A 21,689-nucleotide genomic window follows, 5' to 3' on the forward strand; every position below is an offset into this window, starting at 1 on the left:
CTTTGAGGGAATCCTTTTTCACGGATCGCTACCTTTCTATCAAAGCGACGAGTATTTCTTGCGCAGACGCTGGCGAATCAGCTCGGCCAAGGTGTTCATGATGAAGGTGAACATCAGCAGCACCAGGGCGGCCAGGAACAGCACGCGATAGTGGCTGCCACCGACTTCCGATTCCGGCATTTCCACGGCCACGTTGGCGGCCAGGGTGCGCATGCCTTCGAACAGGTTCATTTCCATCACCGGGGTGTTGCCGGTGGCCATCAGCACGATCATGGTCTCGCCCACTGCCCGGCCCATGCCGATCATCAACGCCGAGAAGATGCCTGGGCTGGCGGTGAGGATGACCACGCGGGTCAGGGTCTGCCAGGGCGTCGCGCCCAGTGCCAGCGAGCCGAGGGTCAGGCTGCGTGGCACGCTGAACACCGCATCTTCGGCAATGGAATAGATGTTCGGAATGACCGCGAAGCCCATGGCGATGCCCACTACCAGGGCGTTGCGCTGGTCGTAGGTGATACCTAGGTCGTTGGTGATCCACAGGCGCATGTCACCGCCGAAGAACCAGCTTTCCAGGTGCGGGCTCATGGTCAGGGCGAACCAGCCGGTGAACAGGATGACCGGGATCAGGATCGCCGCTTCCCAGCCATCCGGCACACGCAGGCGGATCGACTCCGGCAGGCGGCTCCAGACGAAGCCGGCCAGCAGGATGCCAAACGGCATCAGCAGGAACAGGCTGAACACACCCGGCAAGTGGCCTTCCAGGTATGGGGCCAGGAACAGGCCGGCGAAGAAGCCGAGGATCACCGTCGGCATCGCTTCCATCAGCTCGATCACCGGCTTGACCTTGCGGCGCATGCCAGGGGCCATGAAGTAGGCGGTGTAGATGGCAGCGGCAATGGCCAGCGGGGCGGCCAGGATCATCGCGTAGAACGCGGCCTTGAGGGTACCGAAGGTCAGCGGCGACAGGCTGAGCTTGGGCTCGAAGTCGGTGTTCGAAGCGGTCGATTGCCAGACGTACTTGGGTTCGTCGTAGTTCTCGTACCACACCTTGCCCCACAGCGCACTGAAGGAAACCTCCGGGTGCGGGTTGCGCAGGCTCAGCGGCAGCAGCTTGCCACCTTCTTCGATGATGATGCGGTTGGCGCGTGGCGACAGGGCCAGGATGCCAGGGCCTTCGGCAGCCGGCTCGACCAGCAAGGTACGGTGCGCGGTGCTGTGGAACACGCCCAGCTTGCCGTCGGCGTCGAGGGCGATGAAGCCCTTGCGGCGCTCTTCGGCGTCGATCTGCACGATAGGCGCCTTGCCCATCTGGAAGGTACGAATCTGCTTGAAGCGCGATTCGCCATCCGGGTCGCGGGCCATGAACCACTGGGCCAGGCCGCCCTTGGAGTCACCGATGATCAGCGAAATGCCACCGACCAGCTGGGCCGTGGCGGTAATTTCAGTGTCGGCGCTTTCAGACAACTTGTAACGGCCGTTGAGGCTCTTGTCGCGCAGGCTGAACACGTCAGCCGTGGCGCGACCGTTGATCACGTACAACCACTGCTGGCGCGGGTCGATGAAGATGTTCTTCACCGTTTCGGTCATCTGCGGCAGGGCGATACGGTTCTGCTCGGTGGTGACCTCTTCGGTCATCATGTTTTCCGTGCGAGTCAGCTCGACCACCTGCAGGTGCGCGCCAGTGGAACCGGCCAGCAGCAAGGTGTCGCCATTGACGTTGACGCTCACGTGCTCCAGCGCGCGGCCCTGTTCGTCAAGCACGAACGGCTGCTCGCCGTACGGGTAGTCGATGCCGGGGGCGATGGTTTTCTTGTTGTCGGGGTAGGTGATCTTGTAGGTGTGGTGGAACACCAGCGCCTGGCCATTGGACAAGCCAAGCACCACCAGCGGGCTGCCCGGCTGGTCGGTACTGATCGACGTGACCTGGGTGTCTGCCGGCACCGGCAGGTCGACCCGCTTGAGCGCGTTGCCGGTTTTGGTATCGAAGAACAATGCCTGGCCCTTGTCCGAAACCCGCATCCCCACCAGGTTCTGCTCTTCAAGCGCGATCATCAGCGGGTTGCCGGCATCCTGCTGCAGCCAGGTCGGCTCCAGGGCTTTCTTGCTGGTCAGCTGGGCGCCCTGGAACAGTGGCAGTACCACGTACGCCAGGTAGAAGAAGATCAGGGTGATTGCCGCCAGTACGGCAAGACCGCCGACCAGCACATACCAGCGGGTCAGGCGGTCCTTGAGCGCGCGCATGCGGCGCTTGCGTTGCAACTCGGGCGTATTGAAATCAATGCGCACGGGCTGGGAGTTTTGGGTCATGTTGGAATTGGCCAGATCATTCATGCGCACACCCTAGCGGTCCCGTGTGACAAAAACATTACAAAGTGGTGACGCGCGAAAGCCCGCCGCACAGGGAACCTGGCTTCGGACTGGAAATTCGTGGAAGAGGCCGGGCAGTGGCTCCGGCCTCTTCTTAATTACTTACTTCTTTGCAACGTTACCCGCGTGGGACAGGCCCAGGTCAGCCAGGGTCTTGTCGACGACTTTGGCCGGCAGCGGAATGTAGCCATCCTTCACCACGACCTGCTGGCCAGCTTGCGAAAGCACCAGCTTGACGAACTCGGCTTCCAGCGGAGCCAGAGGCTTGTTCGGCGCCTTGTTGACGTAAACGTACAGGAAGCGCGACAGCGGGTAGCTGCCATTCAGGGCGTTGGTTTCGTTGTCTTCGACGAACTCGCCGCCTTCCTTCTTGGCCAGGGCCACGGTCTTGACGCTGGCAGTCTTGTAACCAATGCCCGAGTAACCGATGCCGTTCAGCGAAGAGCTGATCGACTGCACGACCGAAGCCGAGCCAGGCTGCTCGTTGACGTTAGGCTTGAAGTCGCCTTTGCACAGGGCTTCTTCCTTGAAGTAGCCGTAGGTGCCCGAGACCGAGTTGCGGCCGAACAGCTGGATTGGCTTGTTGGCCAGGTCGCCGGTCACACCGACGTCACCCCAGGTCTTGATCTCGGCCTTGCCACCGCACAGGCGGGTGGAGGAGAAGATGGCGTCGACCTGAGCCATGGTCAGGCCCTTGATCGGGTTGTCTTTGTGCACGAACACGGCCAGGGCATCGACGGCGACCGGGATTGCGGTCGGCTTGTAGCCGTACTTCTGCTCGAAGGCCTGCAGCTCGACGTCTTTCATCTTGCGGCTCATCGGGCCGAGGTTGGCGGTGCCTTCGGTCAGCGCGGGTGGCGCGGTGGAGGAGCCGGCTGCCTGGATCTGGATGTTTACGTTCGGATATTCCTTCTTGTAGGCCTCGGCCCACAGCGTCATCAGGTTCGCCAGGGTATCGGAACCAACGCTGGAGAGGTTGCCCGATACACCGGTGGTCTTGGTGTAGGTCGGGATCGCAGGATCGACAGCGGCTACCGCGTTGGCGGTTGCAACGCCAGCGGCGGCAAAGGTGAGGGCCGCCATCAAACGCTTCAGTTTCATGCCTTGCTCCTAGCAGGAATATTGGGGTGTTGGATGGAACGGGCCCAAGTATCGGCAGGCCGCATGAACACGATATGACTTCATTGTGACAATTGGATGAAAGGCCATCATCGGTTATCCGGGATGGCCTGACTTGATATCGCTGGGAAACTGGCGGCGCTAAAGCTCGCGGCGATCCCTGAACATGACGTATACCGGTGCCAGCCCAGCCTGCGGCGGAAACACCACGATGTAGTCATCGAATTGAACCTGCGTCAGGTCCATGAAGCGCTCTATGATAGGCACATTGGGCATGTGCAGATAGCTAATGCTCGGCGGCCGGGAGATGTCTATCGGCGGATAGGGCGCGCTGCCCTTCTGCCACAGAACGGTAACAGGCGCCCCGGTCTCGCTAGTGAATGCGAAAGCCCGCCGACCCGCATCCCAACCAGCTTCCCGCACCCGCACGCGCGAAGGCACGATGGGGCCCTGCGTCGAGGTCATCAGCACATGACAGTAACGGGTAAAGGGTTTTACACCTTTGGTGCTGCCGGAGCGGGCACCACGCACCATCGAGCACAGACGCATGGGCAGATCCACCTCTGCCCGTTCAGCGGCCAGATCGGCCCAATCCTGCCGATCTTCGTCGAGTATTTCAGCAAGTGGCACCGTCAGCCCGAAACGCGGGTCATCGCTTGGGGTTCCCTGCACAAACTCGATTAAATCCGCATACGTACCGGGGTGGTCACCTTGCAAGGAGGTCGCCTGCCACTCCAGCTCTGCCACCGCCGAGCGCACGGTCTTGATCAGATGGCGTTGCTGTTGGGCAACGTCACCGTTCAAGCCCTGCGCCATCAGCAATGCCGGGTGCAGGTTTGAGGCATCAGCTGCCGCTACCAACGTCAAAGGCCCATGCCCTGGGCCAGCCCCGGTCGCTTTGGCCAACTGGGCAATACGTGCTTCCAGGTGTTCTATCAGTGACACACCGCGAGCGTACAACACGGAATGACGCCCTTGCGCCATGGCCAAGGCCGCAGCATGACGCTGGCTACCGGCATTCATTTCTTGCAACGCCACGGCCTGAATCGCTGCGTCCAGGAAGGGGCTGGTAGCATCACGCACGGCAGCGTCGAGTGCGAACTTGACCGACATGTGCAACCGCTCAAGTTGAAACACTGCCTGCGCAGCTTGGTGCTGAATGGATTCCAGAGCACGCAGCGTAGCAAGGCTGAAAGCCAGTTGCTGTTCCGGCGTGCTGGCCACTGGGTCAATGGTTAGCTGTTGCTCAAGTGCAGCAAGCTGCAGCGTTGCCTGCTGCTCAGCGGCATGAACCTGCGCCACCAACTTGCGCACTTTCTCCAGGTTGCGAGTGGAAGACTGGCTGGCACGCTGTTCGCTCGCCATGCTTCGAAGCTCTCTTCGCGGCTGTAAATGCTGCCCCTTGAAGGCCGGAAGGCCATTTCTCTGGTGCCACGATTTGATTGTTGCAACGATATGCTCTGGCGAGTTTATAGCGCCGACGGCATCGGCGTTTGAGTAGAACAAAAGGTCACTACCGGCGGGGTGGCCGACTATCTGGTCGAAATGATCGATGAGAGCGTTGTGCTCAGACCTCTGAGTCTCAACGTTCCATAGCGTAGTGACTAGCGATAAGAAACTTTGCTCGTCGTGATCTTGCAGTCGACTTTCAAGCTTCATCTTCCGTGCCCCTTAAAACCAGACCGGATACAACAAAATCCTTAGTGTACGAATAAATCAAATCAATATACCCAAAGCCCGCACCGGAGAGTCGATACATATCCCACCCACCCGTCTTACCTATCGGTTCCGGCATTACCAACGGCTCGCTCGTTCTTAGAGGACTACCCCAAGCAGTTCTAACAGCGCTCTTATCTAAACAACCGTAGGGCTCAGATAAACAATCTTTAAATTCAGGCGCCAAATCCACTCGCCTTATGATAGTTATAGCCACCGCTTTTAACATTTTGCTGTCTGAATCAAACTCAAAACTAACACCCGGCTCCGGCTCTAGGTAAAAATCCTCCGCCCCCGGGTAAAGCTTGATATGTCGCAGATTCGGATCAAGCCCATTCTCAACTAAATCAGCATAAGTCCTGTTAACGCTTTCCAGCCAAGGCTCAACTGCTACAATCCTTTTCATGCGTCACCTTTTATTAATCAGTTTCTTGAGCAATTCTGTAAGCTCCACCTTGATACCCTCAACACGTTCAGGCGAAATTCCATTTTCTATTAAACCTTTCTTTAGTGCTTCAACATTACTGCCAATAGCTGACAAGGGATCTTTGGAATCTAGAGCTTGTTTAGCTTTGGTGTTACGCCCGCCGTACGTTTCGCTGTACTTTCGATGCACTTCTGTAGGAATAACGACAGCAGGTGCACGCCTTAGTATTTGGTATATTTCATACAGTTGCAGGTCTGGAAAATTTTTCTGTAACCATCGTTTCAATGCGGATTGAGATGGAATGTGGTCCACGTCCATGTCATCCCTTATGCTGCGACGCTCCAAGTCATTATAATTCCCAGTTTCTCCGACTTCTGCAGGTTCATTATTAACCAGCCCAGGCTCCGGCAGATCTACATCACCACCGAATCCAGGAATTATGGCCCCTGTCTCGTCCGGATTCTCGCCAGGAAGTATTTCAAGACTTGGCCCCACAGGATCCAAGGTATCGCCTGGCAGAATGCCCGGCAGTAACGGCCCCTCCGGCAAGGGTGTCGGGCCGAGCAGCTCCGCGCCTGGGGCCACCAACGGCGTCCAGGTGCGTGATGGTTGGCCCTGAACAATGCCAGCATCGAACTCAAGGGCCAGACTGGCGGCGAACCACGGCTCGAACGGCAGGACCACTGCCGGCACGCCTAGAGTGTCCGCTGGTGTGTGGATTCTTAGCTGGTCAAGGTTGTACAACCCAGAGCCAACATCAACAGCTCCAACATGACGAAGCTCAAACTCGTGTCGCGCGCCGCTCCAACTTGCTCGCGGGGCCACGGGTGGAAAACCCCTGATGATTCGACGCTGATTCACCTCATCGAATTGACCGAGCAACCCCTGCTCCGCCGCAATGGCCCGCCATACCGCGCTTTCGAATGCCGGCATGCCGGTGAACATGCGGCCGCGTAGCTGGTTACCAACCTGCACCGGCATTGCTACGCCAGCGGCAGCGCCATTCGCGGGCCACCAGTCAGCGCCAGCGACTTGGCCATTACCGCTGACAACACCAGTACCCGCCGGCGAAACTACGAATGAAAAGTACTGGGGCAGTTGACCAGGGATACAGACGATGCAGTCATCGAAGCGAAGGTCCACGCCAGCGCCAACCTCTGCAGCTTGTGGCTCAAGCGCGAGCATCCGGCCGTTGGACGGGCTTTCCGCCACCGGGGTAGCGTTACCCAGAACGATGGTTTTCCCGTCGGGCGTCTGTGCCTCGACTCGGTAGGTATCGGTGACGGGGTCGTAAACGGCATTCCTGACCCGGACCTCCGGGGCGATTCCGGCGCCTGTGGCGGCCACCGCTATCGCACTGCCACCTGGAAGATGCTCGATCTTGATGCGCTGACCCATGCGGGCCGACCCACCCGCATCGGCGATAGCCTGAAGATCCTGCCCTGGCGCAATGCCCAGCAGGTCTGCATGTATGCCCAAACCTTCGAAGTGACGCCTGCGCTGGGCTTCGGTCAGTTCGCCATTCCCCAGCGCCGGCGAATACAGCATGGCCGTGGCCGAGAGACCGACCGCCTGACCAAGGCGGATAGCTGCAACCCTCAGCACTTCCTTGGCCGCGCTAGCAATCGCCTGCTCGATAGCCGTTGCCAGCTCAGCCGCAACCTGCGCGCCTGCCTGACCAAGCAACACGCCCCCAGCCGAAGCAGCCGCTACTGGCACGGTCAGCGTGGCGGCCTCCTTCAGCCGAACAAGGCGCCGGTCTTCGTCAACCTGCTGCTTGTAGCGAATTCTGGATTCGCGCAGCTCAGCGTATTGCCGCTGACGCTCCCATTCCGCCTCCCTGGCGCGCCAGAGCTGTTCCTGTTGGGCATGTTCTACAGCCAGCTCGGCTGAGCGCTGCGACAGCTGGGCAATTGCCTCCTGCAGCAAACGAGCCTCTGAGGCCGCTACGTACGCTGTTTCCCAGCCCTGATGCAGTTGCTGCATGTGTTGCGCGGTCGCCAGCCCGGCCAGTCGGGCGGCGTATGTACCTGCATCAGCATCATGGCCAGCAAAAGCCCCGGCCAACGCCTGCCGATTCGCCAACTCAAGCTGCTTGGCGGCTATAAGCCCTTTGGTTTCGTTTTGCGCTTTGGTGATCTGGTAAAGCTGCCAACGCTCACTGCCGTCGTATTCCGGGCGTTTGCGCGCTGCGTTGATCTCCTGCTGTAGCGCCTGTGCCAAGCCTTGCGCCTGGCCAGCGAAATGCGCATCAAGCTGCACGCGCCGAACTTCACGTGCCTGGCTATGAGCCTCCACTTGCTGCCTATGTAATGCAGCCAGCATTTCGGCATGAGCCCTTGCGGCTGCCGCTTGGCGAGCCTGCTCCTGGGCTCTTGCTTGCGCCAAGGCAGCAGCACGCGCTCTGGCACGCTTCTTCTTGCGACGTCGGCTGGAACCGCCAAAGCCACCACCGAAGCCACCGCCGCCGCCAATGCTGAAGAAGCCGCCCCCGCCGCTACTGGAACCTGAGGAGCCAGGGGTGATGACAACATCACCCGTGGAACTGTCATGAAGTGTGTTTTGAGCCATACAGATTCTCCTTCTCTGTATGGCTCAGGCTGACGATCTAGCCGTCGGTCACTGCGTTACTTATTCCTCTGTCCTTGTTCACGTCTTTCAACATGTTGCAGCAAACGAGAGTCAGCCCCAGCGCAGATCAGCGCTTGTTGGCGAGCAGGTACAGCCCCACAGCCAGACCAACGGCGCACAAGCCTGCCACATAGTAGGCAGGCGCCATCGGGCTCACCTTCAGCAGCGCGGTCACCACCATCGGCGTCAAACCGCCGAAGATCGCGTAGGCCACGTTGTACGAGAACGACAGCCCGCTGAAGCGCACCGCCGCCGGGAATGCCTTGACCATTACATAAGGCACCGCGCCAATCACGCCCACGCACAGGCCGGTCACGGCATACAGCGGGAACAGCAACTCGGGCCGGGTTGGCAGGCTGTGGTAGAAGGTCCAGGAGTTGGCCAGCAGCAGCAGGCTGCCGATCACGAACACCCGGCCCGCACCAAAGCGGTCGGCCAGGCTGCCGGCGCCGATGCAGCCAAAGCTAAGCAATACAATGGCCAGGCTGTTGGCCTTGAGCGAGTCGGTCGGGCTGATGTGGTAGAAGCTCTGCAGCAGCGCCGGGGTCATCAGGATGACCACCACGATCCCGGCCGACAGCATCCAGGTCAGCAACATCGACAGGATGATCGGGCCACGGTGGTCACGCAGCACGGCGCGCAGTGGCAGCTCCTCGGCCAGTGCCTTACGTTGCTGCATTTCGGCGAACACCGGGGTTTCGTGCAGCCAGCGGCGCAGGTAGACCGAGAACAGGCCGAACACGCCACCCAGCAGGAACGGGATACGCCAGGCGTAATCGGCCACTTCTTCCACGCTGTACACACTGTTGATCAGTGTCGCTACCAGCGAGCCAAGCAGAATGCCGGCGGTCAGGCCTGCCGTCAGGGTACCGCAGGCGTAGCCAGTGTTGCGCGCTGGCACATGCTCGGAGACGAACACCCAGGCACCCGGCACCTCGCCGCCGATCGCCGCGCCTTGGATCACGCGCATCAGCAACAGCAGGATAGGTGCCCACATGCCAATTTGTGCATACGTCGGCAGCAGGCCCATGATCAGGGTCGGCACGGCCATCATGAAAATGCTCAGGGTGAACATCTTCTTGCGCCCGAGCAGGTCGCCGAAATGGGCCATGATGATGCCGCCCAACGGCCGCGCCAGGTAGCCAGCGGCGAAGATGCCGAACGTTTGCATCAGGCGCAGCCACTCCGGCATGTCGGCCGGGAAGAACAACTTGCCCACCACCGTGGCGAAGAACACGAAAATAATGAAGTCGTAGAACTCCAGCGCGCCGCCCAGGGCGGACAGTGAGAGGGTCTTGTAGTCACTGCGGGTCAGCGGCCGCGAGGGCTGCTCGATACTGCTCGGCACGGAAGTCATCGCTCGTTGTTCTCTTTGTAGGGCATGCAGGCCGCTTGGCACGCGGCTTCTGGATTGGGAGACAAGCGAAGATAGCAAATTGCCGAGCTGCGCCGAAAGCGATACAAAATCCCTACAGATATTCATGAATGCACGGTCGTCGCTGGCCGTTATGCTCTATATACTGGCAGTTCGTAGGAAAAGGTTGCTGCTAGCGTGGGATGTTGTGCGAAAACTCCGGTCTTTATGTCAGGCGGTTTCGCAGAGTTTCCCTACGGCCGCCCAGTGAAACGAAATCGGCGTAGTATGTTTCAAGCTGAATCGTTTACCCGGCCTTTGCGCCACACCAACGAAAGCGTCACGGGTCAGAGGCCCCATCGCATGATTGAGCTCGAACAAGAAGATCCGATCCCGCAAGGCGACCTGGCCTTGCAGATCACCGCACTGCCGCGCGAGACCAACGGGTTTGGCGACATCTTCGGCGGCTGGCTGGTTGCCCAAATGGATTTGGCCGGCACCGCCATGGCCAGCCGTGTTGCTGGCGGCCGCGTGGCCACCGTGGCCATCGACCGCATGGCCTTCCTGGTACCGGTGGCAGTAGGCGCGCAGCTGTCGTTCTACACCCAGACCCTGGAAATCGGCCGCAGCTCGATCCAGATGATGGTCGAAGTGTGGAGCGACGACCCGCTGTCCAGCGAATGGCGCAAGGTCACCGAAGCGGCATTCGTCTTCGTCGCCATCGACGGCAGTGGCCGCACCCGCTCCGTGCCTCGTCGCTGAGCCACGCCGGCGGTAAACTCATTGCATGTGCCCGGGTCCAAGGCCCACTGGCAATCAATGAGATGAACGCAATGGCTACCTTCCAGGTCGTAACCGAGCAACATGGCGAACTCAACTGCTGGCGTATCAGCAGCGACCGCGCCGAACTCCTGATCGCCCAGCAGGGCGCACAGATCCTCAGCTACCAGCGGGTGGGCGAACCACCGCTGCTGTGGCTGAGCGACCAGGCCATCTTCCGCCAGGGCAAGTCGGTACGCGCCGGGGTACCGGTGTGCTGGCCGTGGTTTGGCAACCTGCAACGCAACCCCGAGGCCGTGCAGGCCATGTACCACGCTGAGCAGGCACCTGCTCACGGGCTGGCGCGCTCGCGTGACTGGCAGTTGCTGGGCATCGAGGAGGTGGGCGGCGGCCTGCGCATTGAATTCGAACTGCCTGAAGCGCAGGGCGACCTGCCCGGCTGGCCTCATGACGTCGAGTTGAAGCTGGTGGTGGAGCTGGGCGAGGCGCTGAAGCTGAACCTGACCAGCCGCAACATGGGCAATACCTCCGTTACTATCAGCCAAGCCCTGCACAGCTACTTTGCCGTCAGCGATGTACGCCAGGCACGGGTCGAAGGGGTCGAGGGGCTGGGTTATATCGAGACCCTGGCGGACTGGGAACAGCGCCAGCAGCTGGGAGCACTGGCGTTTACCGGGGAGACTGACCGGATTTACCTCGACACTCCATCGCGACTGAGCATTGTCGACCCGCATTGGAACCGGCGAGTTACCTTGACCAGCAATGGATCACGTTCGGCGGTGATCTGGAACCCCTGGACCGAGCGGGCGCGGGAGCTGGCAGATATGGCCGACGATGGCTGGCAGCGAATGCTGTGCATCGAAACGGCGAATGTGTGGGATGACCTGGTGGAACTGAAGCCGGGGGCAAGTCATTCGCTGGGACTGCAGATCGGTTGTGAAATGATCTGAGTTTTGCCGTGGTTTTTCGGGCCCCTTCGCGGGTTTACCCGCGAAGGGGCCCGTGCAGATAATCAGAGGTCTGCGTCTTCCACCACCCTCACCTTCCCCGCATCCAGTGCATAGGCCGCATCGGCCAGGTCGTTGCTGACCTTTTCCACCTTCAGCTTGCCGCTGACCCACAGCGGTGTGTAGATGTCATCGATCTTCAACCCTTTCGGGTAGCGCACCAGCACCAACTGGTTCGGCGGCGGTGGCGGCACATGGATGCATGCACCTGGGTACGGCACCAGGAAAAACAGCGTGCTGTTGCCCTTGGCATCGCTTTCCAGCGGCACCGGGTAACCGCCCAAGCGGATGTCTTTGCCGTTCATGGCCGCCACGGTCTTGGTCGAGTACATCACCGCCGGCAAGCCCTTGCTCTGCTTGAGGCCACCCTTGTCGGTAAAGGTGCCCATGGCTTCTGGCGAGTTGTGGTCGATTTCGGGCATTTGCTCGAGCGCCTTCTGGTCCGACTTGGGCATCAGCTCCAGCCAGTCGGTTTCAGGCAGTTCGGCATGGGCCAGGGCGCTGGCCAACAGCAAGGGGACAAGGAAAAAGGCACGCATGGAAATGCTCGGCAACTCGGATGAATTGCCGGGCATTCTAACCAGTATTCAGCGTTTCTTGATGAATCCGTAGATCACCAGAAGGATGACCGCACCAATCAAGGCGCCAAGGAAGCCTGCTGCCTGCCCAGCCTGGTAAATGCCCAGCGCCTGGCCGCCATAGGTAGCCAACAGTGAGCCGGCAATACCCAGCAGGATGGTCATGATCCAGCCCATGCTGTCGTCGCCCGGTTTGATGAAGCGGGCCAGCAGGCCGACGATGAGGCCGATGAAGATGGTTCCAATGATGCCCATGGCAATCCCTCTGCAGTGAATATGGAACAAGCCAAAGCCTAGACGGGCTTTGGCTTGTTGCCATGTTCAGAGGGCAAGCCGCTTGCAGAAGTTCGATTTGCAGCCCGATCAGTTGCTGATCAGTGCCTCTACTTCGGCAATCTTGCGTTCAAGGGTGGCCATGTCATGGCAGCGCAGCGTGGCATGGCCAACCTTGCGGCCAACCTTGAAGGCCTTGCCATAGTGGTGCAGGTGGCAGTCGGCGATGGCGACGACCTTGTCCACGGCCGGCACTTCACCGATGAAGTTGAGCATCGCGCTCTCGCCCACCTTGGCGGTCGAGCCCAGCGGCAGGCCGGCAACGGCCCGCAGGTGGTTCTCGAACTGGCTGCACTCGGCGCCTTCGATGGTCCAGTGCCCGGAGTTGTGCACGCGCGGGGCGATTTCGTTGGCCTTCAGGCCGCCGTCCACCTCGAAGAACTCGAAGGCCATCACGCCAACGTAATCCAGCTTCTGCAACACACGGCCGACGTAGTCTTCGGCCAGGGCCTGCAGCGGGTGTGCCTGGCTGGCCACCGACAGGCGCAGGATGCCGCTTTCGTGCGTATTGTGCACCAGCGGGTAGAAGCGGGTTTCGCCATCGCGGGCACGTACAGCCACCAGCGACACCTCGCCAGTGAACGGCACGAAGCCTTCCAGCAGGCATGGCACGCTGCCCAGCTCGGCGAAGGTACCGACCACGTCTTCTGGCGTGCGCAGCACCTTCTGGCCCTTGCCGTCGTAACCCAGGGTGCGGGTTTTCAGTACGGCTGGCAGGCCGATGCTGGCCACCGCCGCCTCCAGGCCTGCCTGCGAGAGGATGTCGGCGAAGGCCGGGGTGGGAATGCCCAGATCGCGGAACATGCTCTTTTCGAACAGGCGGTCACGGGCGATGCGCAGCGCTTCGGCGCTGGGGTACACCGGCACGAACTGCGAGAGGAAGGCCACGGTCTCGGCCGGGACGCTTTCGAACTCGAAGGTGACCAGGTCGACTTCGTCGGCCAACTGGCGCAGGTGGTCCTGGTCGCCGTAGTCGGCACGCAGGTGCTCGCCCAGGGGCGCGGCGCAAGCGTCCGGCGCCGGGTCGAGGAAGGCGAAGTTCATGCCCAGCGGGGTGCCCGCCAGGGCCAGCATGCGGCCCAGCTGGCCGCCACCGATTACACCGATCTTCATGGGTTGAGCCTCAAGCCTGGCGCGGGTCTGGGTTGTCCAGCACGGTGTCGGTCTGTTCCGTGCGGAACTGCTTCAACGCCGCGTGGTACTGCGGGTACTTGGCGCCAAGGATGCTGGCCGACAGCAATGCAGCGTTGACCGCACCGGCACGGCCGATGGCCAGGGTGGCAACCGGCACGCCAGCAGGCATCTGCACGATCGACAGCAGCGAATCGACGCCCGACAGCATCGACGACTGCACCGGCACGCCCAGCACCGGCAGATGGGTCTTGGCGGCGCACATGCCTGGCAGGTGGGCTGCGCCACCGGCACCGGCGATGATCACCTCGATGCCACGGCCCTCGGCCTCCTCGGCATACTGGAACAGCAGATCCGGGGTGCGGTGAGCGGAAACCACCTTCACTTCGTAGGGAATGCCGAGTTTTTCCAGCATATCGGCGGTGTGGCTAAGGGTGGACCAATCGGACTTGGAGCCCATGATCACGCCAACCAGTGCACTCATCGTCGAGCCTCTTCGCTTGTGCGCCCGCAGGCGCGTCAAAAAACAACAAGCCACGCGGGACGACCGGCGTGGCTTGTTTGCTGATCAGGACCGGATGCATCCGGTCGAAAGGCCGCGCAGTATACCGTAAGGTAGTGCGATTAAGGCACCCCGGCGACCAACTGTCGGGCCTTATTTTTCGGGGCTTTGGCTGACTTTTGGGTCAACCGCCGCCGCCCCCTCGAGCTTGCGCCACAACAGCCTGACGTTGGCCTTGCGCACCAGGGCGCAGCGGTACAGGCGAATTTCCAGTGGCACATGCCACTGGCTGCCGCCGCAGACAGCCAGTTCGCCCCGCTCCAGCTCGCCTCGCATCGACAGGCGTGGCACCCAGGCGATGCCCAGGCCTTCCAACGCCATGCTTTTAAGGCTGTCGGCCATGGCGGTTTCATAGACGGTGGTATAGCGCAGGTTGCGCTGGCGCAGCAGCAAATTCACCGACCGCCCGAGGAATGCACCCGCGGTATAGGCCAGCAGCGGCACGCTGCCCTCGCCTTCCAGGTCGAACAATGGCTTGCCTTCAGCATCCACTGCACACACCGGCAGCATTTCCGTAGTGCCCATGTGCAGCGACGGGAATATCTCGGCATCCATCTGCAGGGCCGCATCCGGGTCGTAGAAAGCCAGCATCAGGTCACAGCCGCCCTCGCGCAATGCGTGCACGGCATCTCCGACGTTAGTCGCAACCAGGCGGGTGGCGATGTTCAAACCGTCGTTGCGCAACTGGGCAACCCAACGGGGGAAAAAGCCTGATGCCAAGGAGTGTGCCGCCGCTACCTGAACCACCTCGCCCTGCCCACCCTCAAGGTGATGTAAATGGCGGAGAATTTCGCCCAACTGGTCGACAACGGTGCGCGCTGTGACGAGAAAAAGCTGCCCGGCTTCGGTCAGTTCGATCGGTGTGCGGGAACGGTTCACCAGTTGCAGGCCCAGCGCCGCTTCAAGGCTGCGAATGCGCCGGCTGAAGGCCGGTTGGGTCACGAAACGCCGCTCTGCCGCCTGGGAAAAACTGCGGGTAGCGGCCAGCGCACTGAAGTCTTCCAGCCATTTGCTTTCAAGGTTCACGAAGCACATCTCCCGGCATGCACCAAAATGGAACACGCTCGAATGTCAATTGGCGTCACACGAAACACTATGCCGTTTGTGCATAGGTTAGCGTGCAACAGCATTGGCCGCAAAATCACCTTCAGGCCTAGGATTGGCGCCATTCCGGCATGTGCCGGGTCAAAATCGAGATGATATACATCATGTCCTCCGCTGCATCGTTCCGCGTCGAAAAAGACTTGTTGGGTACCCTTGAAGTTCCTGCAGATGCCTACTACGGCATCCAGACCCTGCGCGCTGCCAACAACTTCCACCTCTCCGGTGTTCCACTGTCGCACTACCCGAAGCTGGTCGTGGCCCTGGCCATGGTCAAGCAGGCCGCTGCCGACGCCAACCGTGAGCTGGGTCACCTGAGCGATGCCAAGCACGCTGCCATCACCGCAGCCTGCGCCCGCCTGATCAAAGGCGATTACCACGACCAGTTCGTGGTGGACATGATCCAAGGCGGTGCTGGTACTTCTACCAACATGAACGCCAACGAAGTCATTGCCAACGTTGCGCTGGAGGCCATGGGCCACCAGAAGGGTGAGTACCAGTACCTGCACCCGAACAACGACGTGAACATGGCGCAGTCGACCAACGACGCCTACCCGACCGCTATCCGCCTGGGCCTGCTGCTGGGTCACGACGCGCTGCTGGCCAGCCTCGACAGCCTGATCCAGGCCTTCGCTGCCAAGGGTAAAGAATTCGACCACGTACTGAAGATGGGCCGTACCCAGCTGCAGGACGCCGTACCGATGACCCTGGGCCAGGAATTCCGCGCCTTCGCCACCACCATGACCGAAGACCTGCAGCGCCTGCGCTCGCTGGCCCCGGAACTGCTGACCGAAATCAACCTGGGCGGTACCGCCATCGGCACCGGCATCAACGCCGACCCTGGCTACCAGGCTCTGGCCGTACAGCGCCTGGCCGCCATCAGTGGCCAGCCGCTGGTACCGGCTGCCGACCTGATCGAAGCCACTTCCGACATGGGCGCCTTCGTGCTGTTCTCCGGCATGCTCAAGCGTACCGCGGTCAAGCTCTCGAAAATCTGTAACGACTTGCGTCTGCTGTCCAGCGGCCCGCGCACCGGCATCAACGAGATCAACCTGCCAGCGCGTCAGCCAGGCAGCTCGATCATGCCAGGCAAGGTCAACCCGGTTATCCCGGAAGCCGTCAACCAGGTGGCCTTCGCCATCATGGGCAACGACCTGGCCCTGACCGTCGCCGCCGAAGGTGGCCAGCTGCAGCTGAACGTGATGGAGCCGCTGATCGCCTACAAGATCTTCGACTCGATCCGCCTGCTGCAACGCGCCATGGACATGCTGCGCGAGCACTGCATCGTCGGCATCACCGCCAACGAACAGCGCTGCCGTGAACTGGTCGAGCACTCGATCGGCCTGGTCACTGCACTGAACCCGTACATCGGCTACGAAAACGCCACCCGTATCGCCCGCGTTGCCCTGGAAAGCGGCCGCGGCGTGCTGGAACTGGTGCGTGAAGAGAAGCTGCTGGACGACGCGATGCTCGACGACATCCTGCGTCCAGAAAACATGATCGCCCCGCGCCTGGTTCCGCTGAAGTCGTAACCAGCCCGCTGCAAACAGTCTCACCAGGTTAAGGGACTAGACACCTCTCAACCTTTCAAGGCCCGAGCCTATGCTTCGGGCCTTTTTTTTGCCTGATGGTTTTGCCGCCACCAGGCGGCCTCGGATATCGGCACACAACTTGCTCCATAATGCGTCCCAGGCCAACGGGATTACCCAGCATGCTGCACAGTCACCTGACCACCCTCAATGCGGTTTCGCTGATCCTCAATGTCTTTCAGGCAGACGGTTGCGAGGCCTCGGCACTGCTGGCCGGCAGCGGCATCGGCCCGGCAGACCTGGGCCACGCCGATGCGCGCATCACCACCCAGCAGGAACTGCAGGTGTGCGCCAACGCAGTGGCCCGGCGTGAGGACATCGGCCTGGAGCTGGGCCGGCGCATGCATGTGTCGTGCTACGGCATGCTCGGTTACGCCCTGCTCTCCAGTGCCACTTTGGGTGACGCCTTGCGCCTGGCGCTGCAGTATCCGGCACTGCTGGGAACAGTCTTCAAGCTGCGTTTGCTCGACGACGGCCAGCGCGTCTGGTTCAGCGCCAGCGACTATCACGACAGCCCTGCGCTGAGCGCGTTCAACGCAGAGTTCTGCCTGGTTTCGCTGAAAGTCATCTGCGACGACCTGCTTGGCCGCCCGTTGCCGCTGCTGGGCACCCGTTTCGAGCACCCTCGTCCTGGTTACCACACACGCTATGCCGATGCGTTCCAATGCCCGATCGGCTTCTCCGCCGAGGACAATGCCTTTGCCTTCGAAAGGCGCTGGCTGGATATGCCGCTGCCGCTGGCCGACCCGATTACCCACAAGGCCATGAGTGAACGCTGCCGACGCCTGAACCTGGAGTTCACGGGCCGCCAGGCCTGGCTAGGGCGGATTCGCCAGCTGCTGGTGCAGCAGTTGGACGCAGCACCGGGGCTGGAAGGGCTGGCGAGGCAGATGAACTGCTCGTCGCGCACCCTGCGTCGGCATTTACAGGCGTTGGGCTGCAGTTATCAACAGCTGCTGGACGAGCTAAGGTTCGAACGGGCCAAGCAGTTGTTGGCAGACGAGCAAATGCCGATTTACCGGATTGCCGAGACCTTGGGCTTCAGTGAGACGGCCAGCTTTCGGCATGCGTTCCAACGCTGGAGTGGTGTGGCGCCCAGCCACTTTCGCGGTTGAGCTGCTGCGGCCAAAGCGCTTGGCCATATCGATCCCCTTTTGGCCATTTGCGTCGTTCTCCCGTACTGATCCGCCCATGACAATGGACCCACGCCAGTACCCACCGGAGAACAACAATGCTGACGATCTATTCCGATGACCACCGCCTGCACCACGGCCGCTGCGAGCTGATCGACGGCAAGCTGATGCCCTGCTTCGAAATGCCTTCGCGTGCAGACCATGTGCTCGACCAGGTAAAAAAGCGCAACCTCGGCGATATCCAAGGCCCTACCGATTTCGGCCGCGCGCCGTTGCTTCGCATCCACAGCGCCGACTACCTGAACTTCTTCGAGGGCGCCTGGGCCCGCTGGGCCGCATTGGGCCATGAGGGCGACCTGCTACCCTTCACCTGGCCTGCACGCACCCTGCGCCAGGTAAAACCCACTGGCCTGCACGGTGAGCTGGGCTACTACAGTTTCGATGCCGGTGCACCGATCACCGCCGGCACTTGGCAAGCGGCCTACAGCGCCGCCCAGGTCGCCCTTACCGCCCAGGCAGCGATCCAGCAAGGTGCCCATTCGGCCTTCGCGCTGTGCCGTCCGCCAGGGCACCACGCCGCTGGCGAAGTGATGGGTGGCTACTGCTACCTCAACAACGCCGCCATCGCCGCTCAGGCCTTCCTCGACCAAGGCCGGCGCAAGGTTGCCATCCTCGACGTCGACTACCATCACGGCAACGGAACCCAGGACATCTTCTACAGCCGCGATGATGTGTTCTTTGCCTCGATCCACGGCGACCCGCAGGATGAATTCCCGTTCTTCCTCGGCTATGCCGATGAAACCGGCGAAGGCGCCGGCGAGGGCTGCAACATCAACTACCCCTTGCCGGCCGGTAGCGACTGGGCTGCCTGGAGTGCCGCCCTGGAAGACGCCTGCCAGCGCATCGCCCGCTATGACGCCGACGTACTGGTGATCTCCCTGGGTGTGGACACCTTCAAGGATGACCCCATCTCGCAGTTCAAGTTGGACAGCCCGGACTACCTGGAGATGGGCCAGCGCATCGGCCAGCTGGGCAAGCCGACCTTGTTCGTGATGGAAGGCGGCTACGCTGTGGAAGAAATCGGTATCAACGCGGTCAATGTGCTGGAAGGCTTCCAGCGCGCCCAGCCAGGAGCCCGGTAATGGTCCGACTCAAGCGTCTGCTCACCCCGTTCATCGCTGCCACCCTGTTCACCGGTGCCCTGCACGCCCAAGCGGAGCAGCGCACCCTGCGTGTGTATAACTGGTTCGATTACATCACCCCGCAGACCTTGACCGACTTCCAGAAGGACAGCGGCGTCAAACTGGTGTACGACATCTTCGACACCAACGAAGCACTGGAGGCCAAGCTGCTCACCGGCAACTCCGGCTATGACGTGGTGGTACCGTCCAACGTGTTCCTCGCCAAACAGATCGAAGCCGGGGTTTTCCAGCCGCTGGACCGCAGCAAGCTGCCGAACTGGCAACACCTGGACCCGGCGCTGATGAAGCTGATCGAAGCCAACGACCCGGGCAACAAGTTTGCCGTGCCGTATATGTATGGCACCGTGTTGATCGGCTTCAACCCGGCCAAGGTCAAGGCGGCGCTGGGCGACAATGCGCCGGTGGACAGCTGGGACCTGATCTTCAAGGAAGAGAACATCGCCAAGCTCAAGCAGTGCGGCGTAGCCCTGCTCGACTCGCCATCGGAGATCATGCCTCTGGCCCTGCAGTACCTGGGCTTGCCGCCGAACAGCGACAAACCGGCCGACTACAAGAAGGCCGAGGAACTGATGCTGAAGATTCGCCCGCATATCACCTACTTCCATTCCTCGAAGTACATGGCAGATATTGCCAATGGCGACATCTGCGTGGCGGTAGGCTACAGCGGCAGCTTCTCGCAGGCCGCCAACCGCGCCCGTGAGGCGAAAAATGGCGTGGTGGTGGACATGCGCCTGCCCAAGGAAGGCGCGCCGATCTGGTTCGACATGCTGTCGATTCCGAAGGGCGCGGCCAACCCGGAAGATGCGCATGCGTTCATCAACTACCTGCTGCGACCCGAGGTGATCGCACCCATCAGCGACTTCGTTGGGTATCCGAACCCGAACAAAGATGCGACCGCCAAGGTGAACCCGACGATTCGCAACAACCCCAACCTGTACCCGACGACCGAGGCGATGGCCAAGCTGTATACCCTCAAGCCCCTGGCACGGGATGCCGAACGGGCGCGAACCCGGGCCTGGACGCGGATCAAGTCCGGCACCTGAGTCACCCACGAAGGGCCGCACAGCGGCCCCATTCACTTTCTCCAGGCTTTGCGCAGCTTCATCAGGGCCTCGGCAATCTCACCCTCCGGCACCGCCGCAAACCCCAGCACCAAGCCCGCTCGCTTATCCACAGGCACATCGCTATCCGCCAACCAGAAATTGCTCAGCGGTGTTACCTCCACGCCCACCGCCTCCGCTCTTGCCACCAGTTCCTGCTCTTTCGCAAAGTTATCCACATCGACCTTCACATGCAGCCCAGCCGCCACTTCCGGCATTGCGCCCAACCCCGGAACATCCACTGGCCAACCGGCCTTGAGCACATTGCGCCGGTTCAACGCCGCCTTGCGCATACGGCGGATATGCCGCTGAAAATGCCCGCGGGCCATGAACTCGGCCATCACGCACTGGCTGCTGACCTCCGAATGCCGCACCGCTAGCGCCTTGCCCTGGCTGAACGCCTGCGCCAGCTGCGGCGGGAGCACCAGATAGCCCAGGCGTAACGCCGGGAAGGCGATCTTGCCAAAGGTGCCGACATACAGCACCCGCCCGTGCCGGTCGAGCGCTGCCAGCGGGGCCAGCGGCGCGCCACTGTAGCGATACTCGCCGTCGTAGTCGTCCTCGATGACCCAGCCATCGCTGCGTTCCGCCCAGGCCAGCAATGCCAGGCGGCGCGCCAGGCTCATGGTCACCCCGGTCGGGTACTGGTGAGCAGGCGTGACATAGGCCAGCCGGCAATCCGGCCGTTGCTCGAGCCGGCCGCAATCCATGCCGTCTTCATCCACCGGCACGCCAAACACTCGGCCACCCGCCAGCGTGAAAGCATGACCGGCCGCCCGATAGCCTGGGTTTTCCACAGCCACACCGTCGCCAGGTTGCAGCAGCAGCTGTGCACAAAGGCTGATGGCCTGCTGCGCACCACTGGTGATCACAATTTGTTCAGCCGTGCAGCTCAGCCCGCGCGAGCGGCGCAGGTAAGCCGCGATCAACTCGCGTAAAGCCGGCTCACCTGCCGGATCACCGTAGCCCAGCTGTTCAGGGGAAGGGTTGCGCCAGAAACCCGCCTGCAGCTTGGCCCAGACGTCAAATGGGAACAGGTCGAATGCCGGAATACCGACGCGAAAAGCACGAGGCGCACCGCTTCTTGGCGAGGGCAAATGACCACTTTTCAAGCGCTGCAAAGGCTCGCTCAAACGTCGATCGCTGGATAAATCATCAGTATTTCCAACGGAAAATGTGGATAACCCTGTTGATAAACCCAGGGATAACCCTGTGGATACTTGTGTGGATAGTTTCGGAAGCTGGCTAACGTACGTGCCATCACCGACGCGGCTTTCGATGTAGCCTTCGGCATACAGTTGGTCATAGGCACGCACCACGCTGTTGCGTGACAGCGCCAGCATGCCCGCCAGGTCACGTGTGGCCGGCAGCCGCGTGCCACTGCTCAGGCGCCCATCCAGCACCCGCGCCCTTAACGCCTGATAAAGCTGCTGGCTAAGCCCGCGACGGCGATCAAGGGCGATGCCGGCAGGGTCGAAAGGCAGTATGAGGGGCTGCTGGCTCATGGCATTGGACCTATCAAATCAGACAGTAATGGCTCTTACCCAGAACCAATAGCCTGC

Annotated in this window: 18 protein-coding genes; 6 read left to right on the forward strand and 12 right to left on the reverse strand. The window is 61.2% G+C overall.

Going from position 1 to position 21,689, the window contains the following annotated elements:
- Positions 1–39: 39 nt before the first annotated feature.
- From APH35_RS10060 to APH35_RS10080, 6 genes are all read right to left on the reverse strand, one after another.
- Entirely contained in the window at positions 40–2,328 is a 2,289-nt protein-coding gene (locus APH35_RS10060; protein WP_012274855.1) for an ABC transporter permease subunit, read from the reverse strand.
- Positions 2,329–2,466: 138 nt separating this feature from the next.
- The gene (locus APH35_RS10065) at positions 2,467–3,465 is read right to left on the reverse strand and encodes a phosphate ABC transporter substrate-binding protein PstS (protein ID WP_012274856.1); all 999 of its coding nucleotides are present in this window, start codon (positions 3,463–3,465) and stop codon (positions 2,467–2,469) included.
- A gap of 159 nt (positions 3,466–3,624) precedes the next feature.
- Complete coding sequence (locus APH35_RS10070; protein ID WP_060514725.1) at positions 3,625–5,142, reverse strand: S-type pyocin domain-containing protein; 1,518 nt, start codon at positions 5,140–5,142, stop codon at positions 3,625–3,627.
- Entirely contained in the window at positions 5,132–5,605 is a 474-nt protein-coding gene (locus APH35_RS28805; protein ID WP_141729059.1) for a DUF6392 family protein, read from the reverse strand. The genes APH35_RS10070 and APH35_RS28805 overlap by 11 nt, the downstream gene beginning before the upstream one ends.
- A 3-nt stretch (positions 5,606–5,608) precedes the next feature.
- Positions 5,609–8,197 carry an S-type pyocin domain-containing protein gene (locus APH35_RS29330; RefSeq protein WP_060514726.1) on the reverse strand — a complete coding sequence of 863 codons (2,589 nt, stop codon included), beginning with the start codon at positions 8,195–8,197 and terminating at the stop codon, positions 5,609–5,611.
- A 127-nt stretch (positions 8,198–8,324) separates the two neighbouring features.
- Positions 8,325–9,614, reverse strand: coding sequence for an MFS transporter (locus APH35_RS10080; RefSeq protein ID WP_060514727.1), 1,290 nt, complete (start codon positions 9,612–9,614; stop codon positions 8,325–8,327).
- Positions 9,615–9,974: 360 nt separating this feature from the next.
- Here APH35_RS10080 and APH35_RS10085 point away from each other — a divergent pair, with 360 nt between their 5' ends.
- On the forward strand, positions 9,975–10,373 hold the full coding sequence (locus APH35_RS10085; RefSeq protein WP_012274860.1) for an acyl-CoA thioesterase: 399 nt from the start codon (positions 9,975–9,977) through the stop codon (positions 10,371–10,373).
- Positions 10,374–10,444: 71 nt separating this feature from the next.
- Positions 10,445–11,341: a D-hexose-6-phosphate mutarotase gene (locus tag APH35_RS10090; protein WP_060493964.1), complete on the forward strand. Its 897-nt coding sequence runs from the start codon at positions 10,445–10,447 to the stop codon at positions 11,339–11,341.
- 62 nt (positions 11,342–11,403) lie between these two features.
- Here the strand turns inward: APH35_RS10090 and APH35_RS10095 are convergent, their stop codons facing one another.
- The 5 genes from APH35_RS10095 to APH35_RS10115 all read right to left on the reverse strand — a co-directional run bounded on the left by APH35_RS10095 (position 11,404) and on the right by APH35_RS10115 (position 15,028).
- On the reverse strand, positions 11,404–11,937 hold the full coding sequence (locus APH35_RS10095) for a DUF3299 domain-containing protein (protein WP_012274862.1): 534 nt from the start codon (positions 11,935–11,937) through the stop codon (positions 11,404–11,406).
- A gap of 48 nt (positions 11,938–11,985) precedes the next feature.
- Positions 11,986–12,231 carry a GlsB/YeaQ/YmgE family stress response membrane protein gene (locus APH35_RS10100; RefSeq protein ID WP_012274863.1) on the reverse strand — a complete coding sequence of 82 codons (246 nt, stop codon included), beginning with the start codon at positions 12,229–12,231 and terminating at the stop codon, positions 11,986–11,988.
- Positions 12,232–12,339: 108 nt separating this feature from the next.
- Positions 12,340–13,422 carry a 5-(carboxyamino)imidazole ribonucleotide synthase gene (locus APH35_RS10105; RefSeq protein ID WP_060514728.1) on the reverse strand — a complete coding sequence of 361 codons (1,083 nt, stop codon included), beginning with the start codon at positions 13,420–13,422 and terminating at the stop codon, positions 12,340–12,342.
- 10 nt (positions 13,423–13,432) lie between these two features.
- Entirely contained in the window at positions 13,433–13,924 is a 492-nt protein-coding gene (purE, locus tag APH35_RS10110) for a 5-(carboxyamino)imidazole ribonucleotide mutase (protein ID WP_003253304.1), read from the reverse strand.
- 171 nt (positions 13,925–14,095) lie between these two features.
- Positions 14,096–15,028 carry a LysR substrate-binding domain-containing protein gene (locus tag APH35_RS10115; protein WP_012274865.1) on the reverse strand — a complete coding sequence of 311 codons (933 nt, stop codon included), beginning with the start codon at positions 15,026–15,028 and terminating at the stop codon, positions 14,096–14,098.
- 182 nt (positions 15,029–15,210) lie between these two features.
- Here APH35_RS10115 and aspA point away from each other — a divergent pair, with 182 nt between their 5' ends.
- From aspA to APH35_RS10135, 4 genes are all read left to right on the forward strand, one after another.
- A complete protein-coding gene (aspA, locus tag APH35_RS10120) occupies positions 15,211–16,635 on the forward strand; it encodes an aspartate ammonia-lyase (RefSeq protein ID WP_041166808.1) in 1,425 nt (474 codons plus the stop codon).
- A gap of 179 nt (positions 16,636–16,814) precedes the next feature.
- The gene (locus APH35_RS10125; RefSeq protein ID WP_012274867.1) at positions 16,815–17,807 is read left to right on the forward strand and encodes an AraC family transcriptional regulator; all 993 of its coding nucleotides are present in this window, start codon (positions 16,815–16,817) and stop codon (positions 17,805–17,807) included.
- A gap of 116 nt (positions 17,808–17,923) precedes the next feature.
- Positions 17,924–18,967 (forward strand): histone deacetylase family protein, encoded by a 1,044-nt coding sequence (locus tag APH35_RS10130; RefSeq protein ID WP_012274868.1) that lies wholly within the window; start codon positions 17,924–17,926, stop codon positions 18,965–18,967.
- Positions 18,967–20,070 carry a polyamine ABC transporter substrate-binding protein gene (locus tag APH35_RS10135; protein WP_060514729.1) on the forward strand — a complete coding sequence of 368 codons (1,104 nt, stop codon included), beginning with the start codon at positions 18,967–18,969 and terminating at the stop codon, positions 20,068–20,070. The genes APH35_RS10130 and APH35_RS10135 overlap by 1 nt, the downstream gene beginning before the upstream one ends.
- 32 nt (positions 20,071–20,102) lie before the next feature.
- On the opposite strand, the gene pdxR is transcribed toward APH35_RS10135, so the two are convergent.
- Positions 20,103–21,632 (reverse strand): MocR-like pyridoxine biosynthesis transcription factor PdxR, encoded by a 1,530-nt coding sequence (gene pdxR / locus APH35_RS10140; protein WP_012274870.1) that lies wholly within the window; start codon positions 21,630–21,632, stop codon positions 20,103–20,105.
- Positions 21,633–21,689: the final 57 nt, after the last annotated feature.

The sequence above is a fragment of the Pseudomonas sp. NBRC 111132 genome (assembly GCF_001320565.1).
GTDB classification, from domain to species: Bacteria; Pseudomonadota; Gammaproteobacteria; order Pseudomonadales; family Pseudomonadaceae; genus Aquipseudomonas; species Aquipseudomonas putida_P.

Excerpts from the sequence above, each read along its gene's own strand:
- APH35_RS10135 (WP_060514729.1), top strand. The coding sequence starts at position 18,967 with ATGGTCCGACTCAAGCGTCTGCTCACCCCGTTCATCGCTGCCACCCTG.
- APH35_RS10090 (WP_060493964.1), top strand. The coding sequence starts at position 10,445 with ATGGCTACCTTCCAGGTCGTAACCGAGCAACATGGCGAACTCAACTGC.
- APH35_RS10130 (WP_012274868.1), top strand. The coding sequence starts at position 17,924 with ATGCTGACGATCTATTCCGATGACCACCGCCTGCACCACGGCCGCTGC.
- APH35_RS10100 (WP_012274863.1), bottom strand. The coding sequence starts at position 12,231 with ATGGGCATCATTGGAACCATCTTCATCGGCCTCATCGTCGGCCTGCTG.
- APH35_RS28805 (WP_141729059.1), bottom strand. The coding sequence starts at position 5,605 with ATGAAAAGGATTGTAGCAGTTGAGCCTTGGCTGGAAAGCGTTAACAGG.
- APH35_RS10085 (WP_012274860.1), top strand. The coding sequence starts at position 9,975 with ATGATTGAGCTCGAACAAGAAGATCCGATCCCGCAAGGCGACCTGGCC.
- APH35_RS10095 (WP_012274862.1), bottom strand. The coding sequence starts at position 11,937 with ATGCGTGCCTTTTTCCTTGTCCCCTTGCTGTTGGCCAGCGCCCTGGCC.
- APH35_RS10065 (WP_012274856.1), bottom strand. The coding sequence starts at position 3,465 with ATGAAACTGAAGCGTTTGATGGCGGCCCTCACCTTTGCCGCCGCTGGC.
- APH35_RS10080 (WP_060514727.1), bottom strand. The coding sequence starts at position 9,614 with ATGACTTCCGTGCCGAGCAGTATCGAGCAGCCCTCGCGGCCGCTGACC.
- aspA (WP_041166808.1), top strand. The coding sequence starts at position 15,211 with ATGTCCTCCGCTGCATCGTTCCGCGTCGAAAAAGACTTGTTGGGTACC.
- APH35_RS10060 (WP_012274855.1), bottom strand. The coding sequence starts at position 2,328 with ATGAATGATCTGGCCAATTCCAACATGACCCAAAACTCCCAGCCCGTG.
- APH35_RS10070 (WP_060514725.1), bottom strand. The coding sequence starts at position 5,142 with ATGAAGCTTGAAAGTCGACTGCAAGATCACGACGAGCAAAGTTTCTTA.
- purE (WP_003253304.1), bottom strand. The coding sequence starts at position 13,924 with ATGAGTGCACTGGTTGGCGTGATCATGGGCTCCAAGTCCGATTGGTCC.
- APH35_RS10125 (WP_012274867.1), top strand. The coding sequence starts at position 16,815 with ATGCTGCACAGTCACCTGACCACCCTCAATGCGGTTTCGCTGATCCTC.
- APH35_RS10105 (WP_060514728.1), bottom strand. The coding sequence starts at position 13,422 with ATGAAGATCGGTGTAATCGGTGGCGGCCAGCTGGGCCGCATGCTGGCC.
- pdxR (WP_012274870.1), bottom strand. The coding sequence starts at position 21,632 with ATGAGCCAGCAGCCCCTCATACTGCCTTTCGACCCTGCCGGCATCGCC.
- APH35_RS29330 (WP_060514726.1), bottom strand. The coding sequence starts at position 8,197 with ATGGCTCAAAACACACTTCATGACAGTTCCACGGGTGATGTTGTCATC.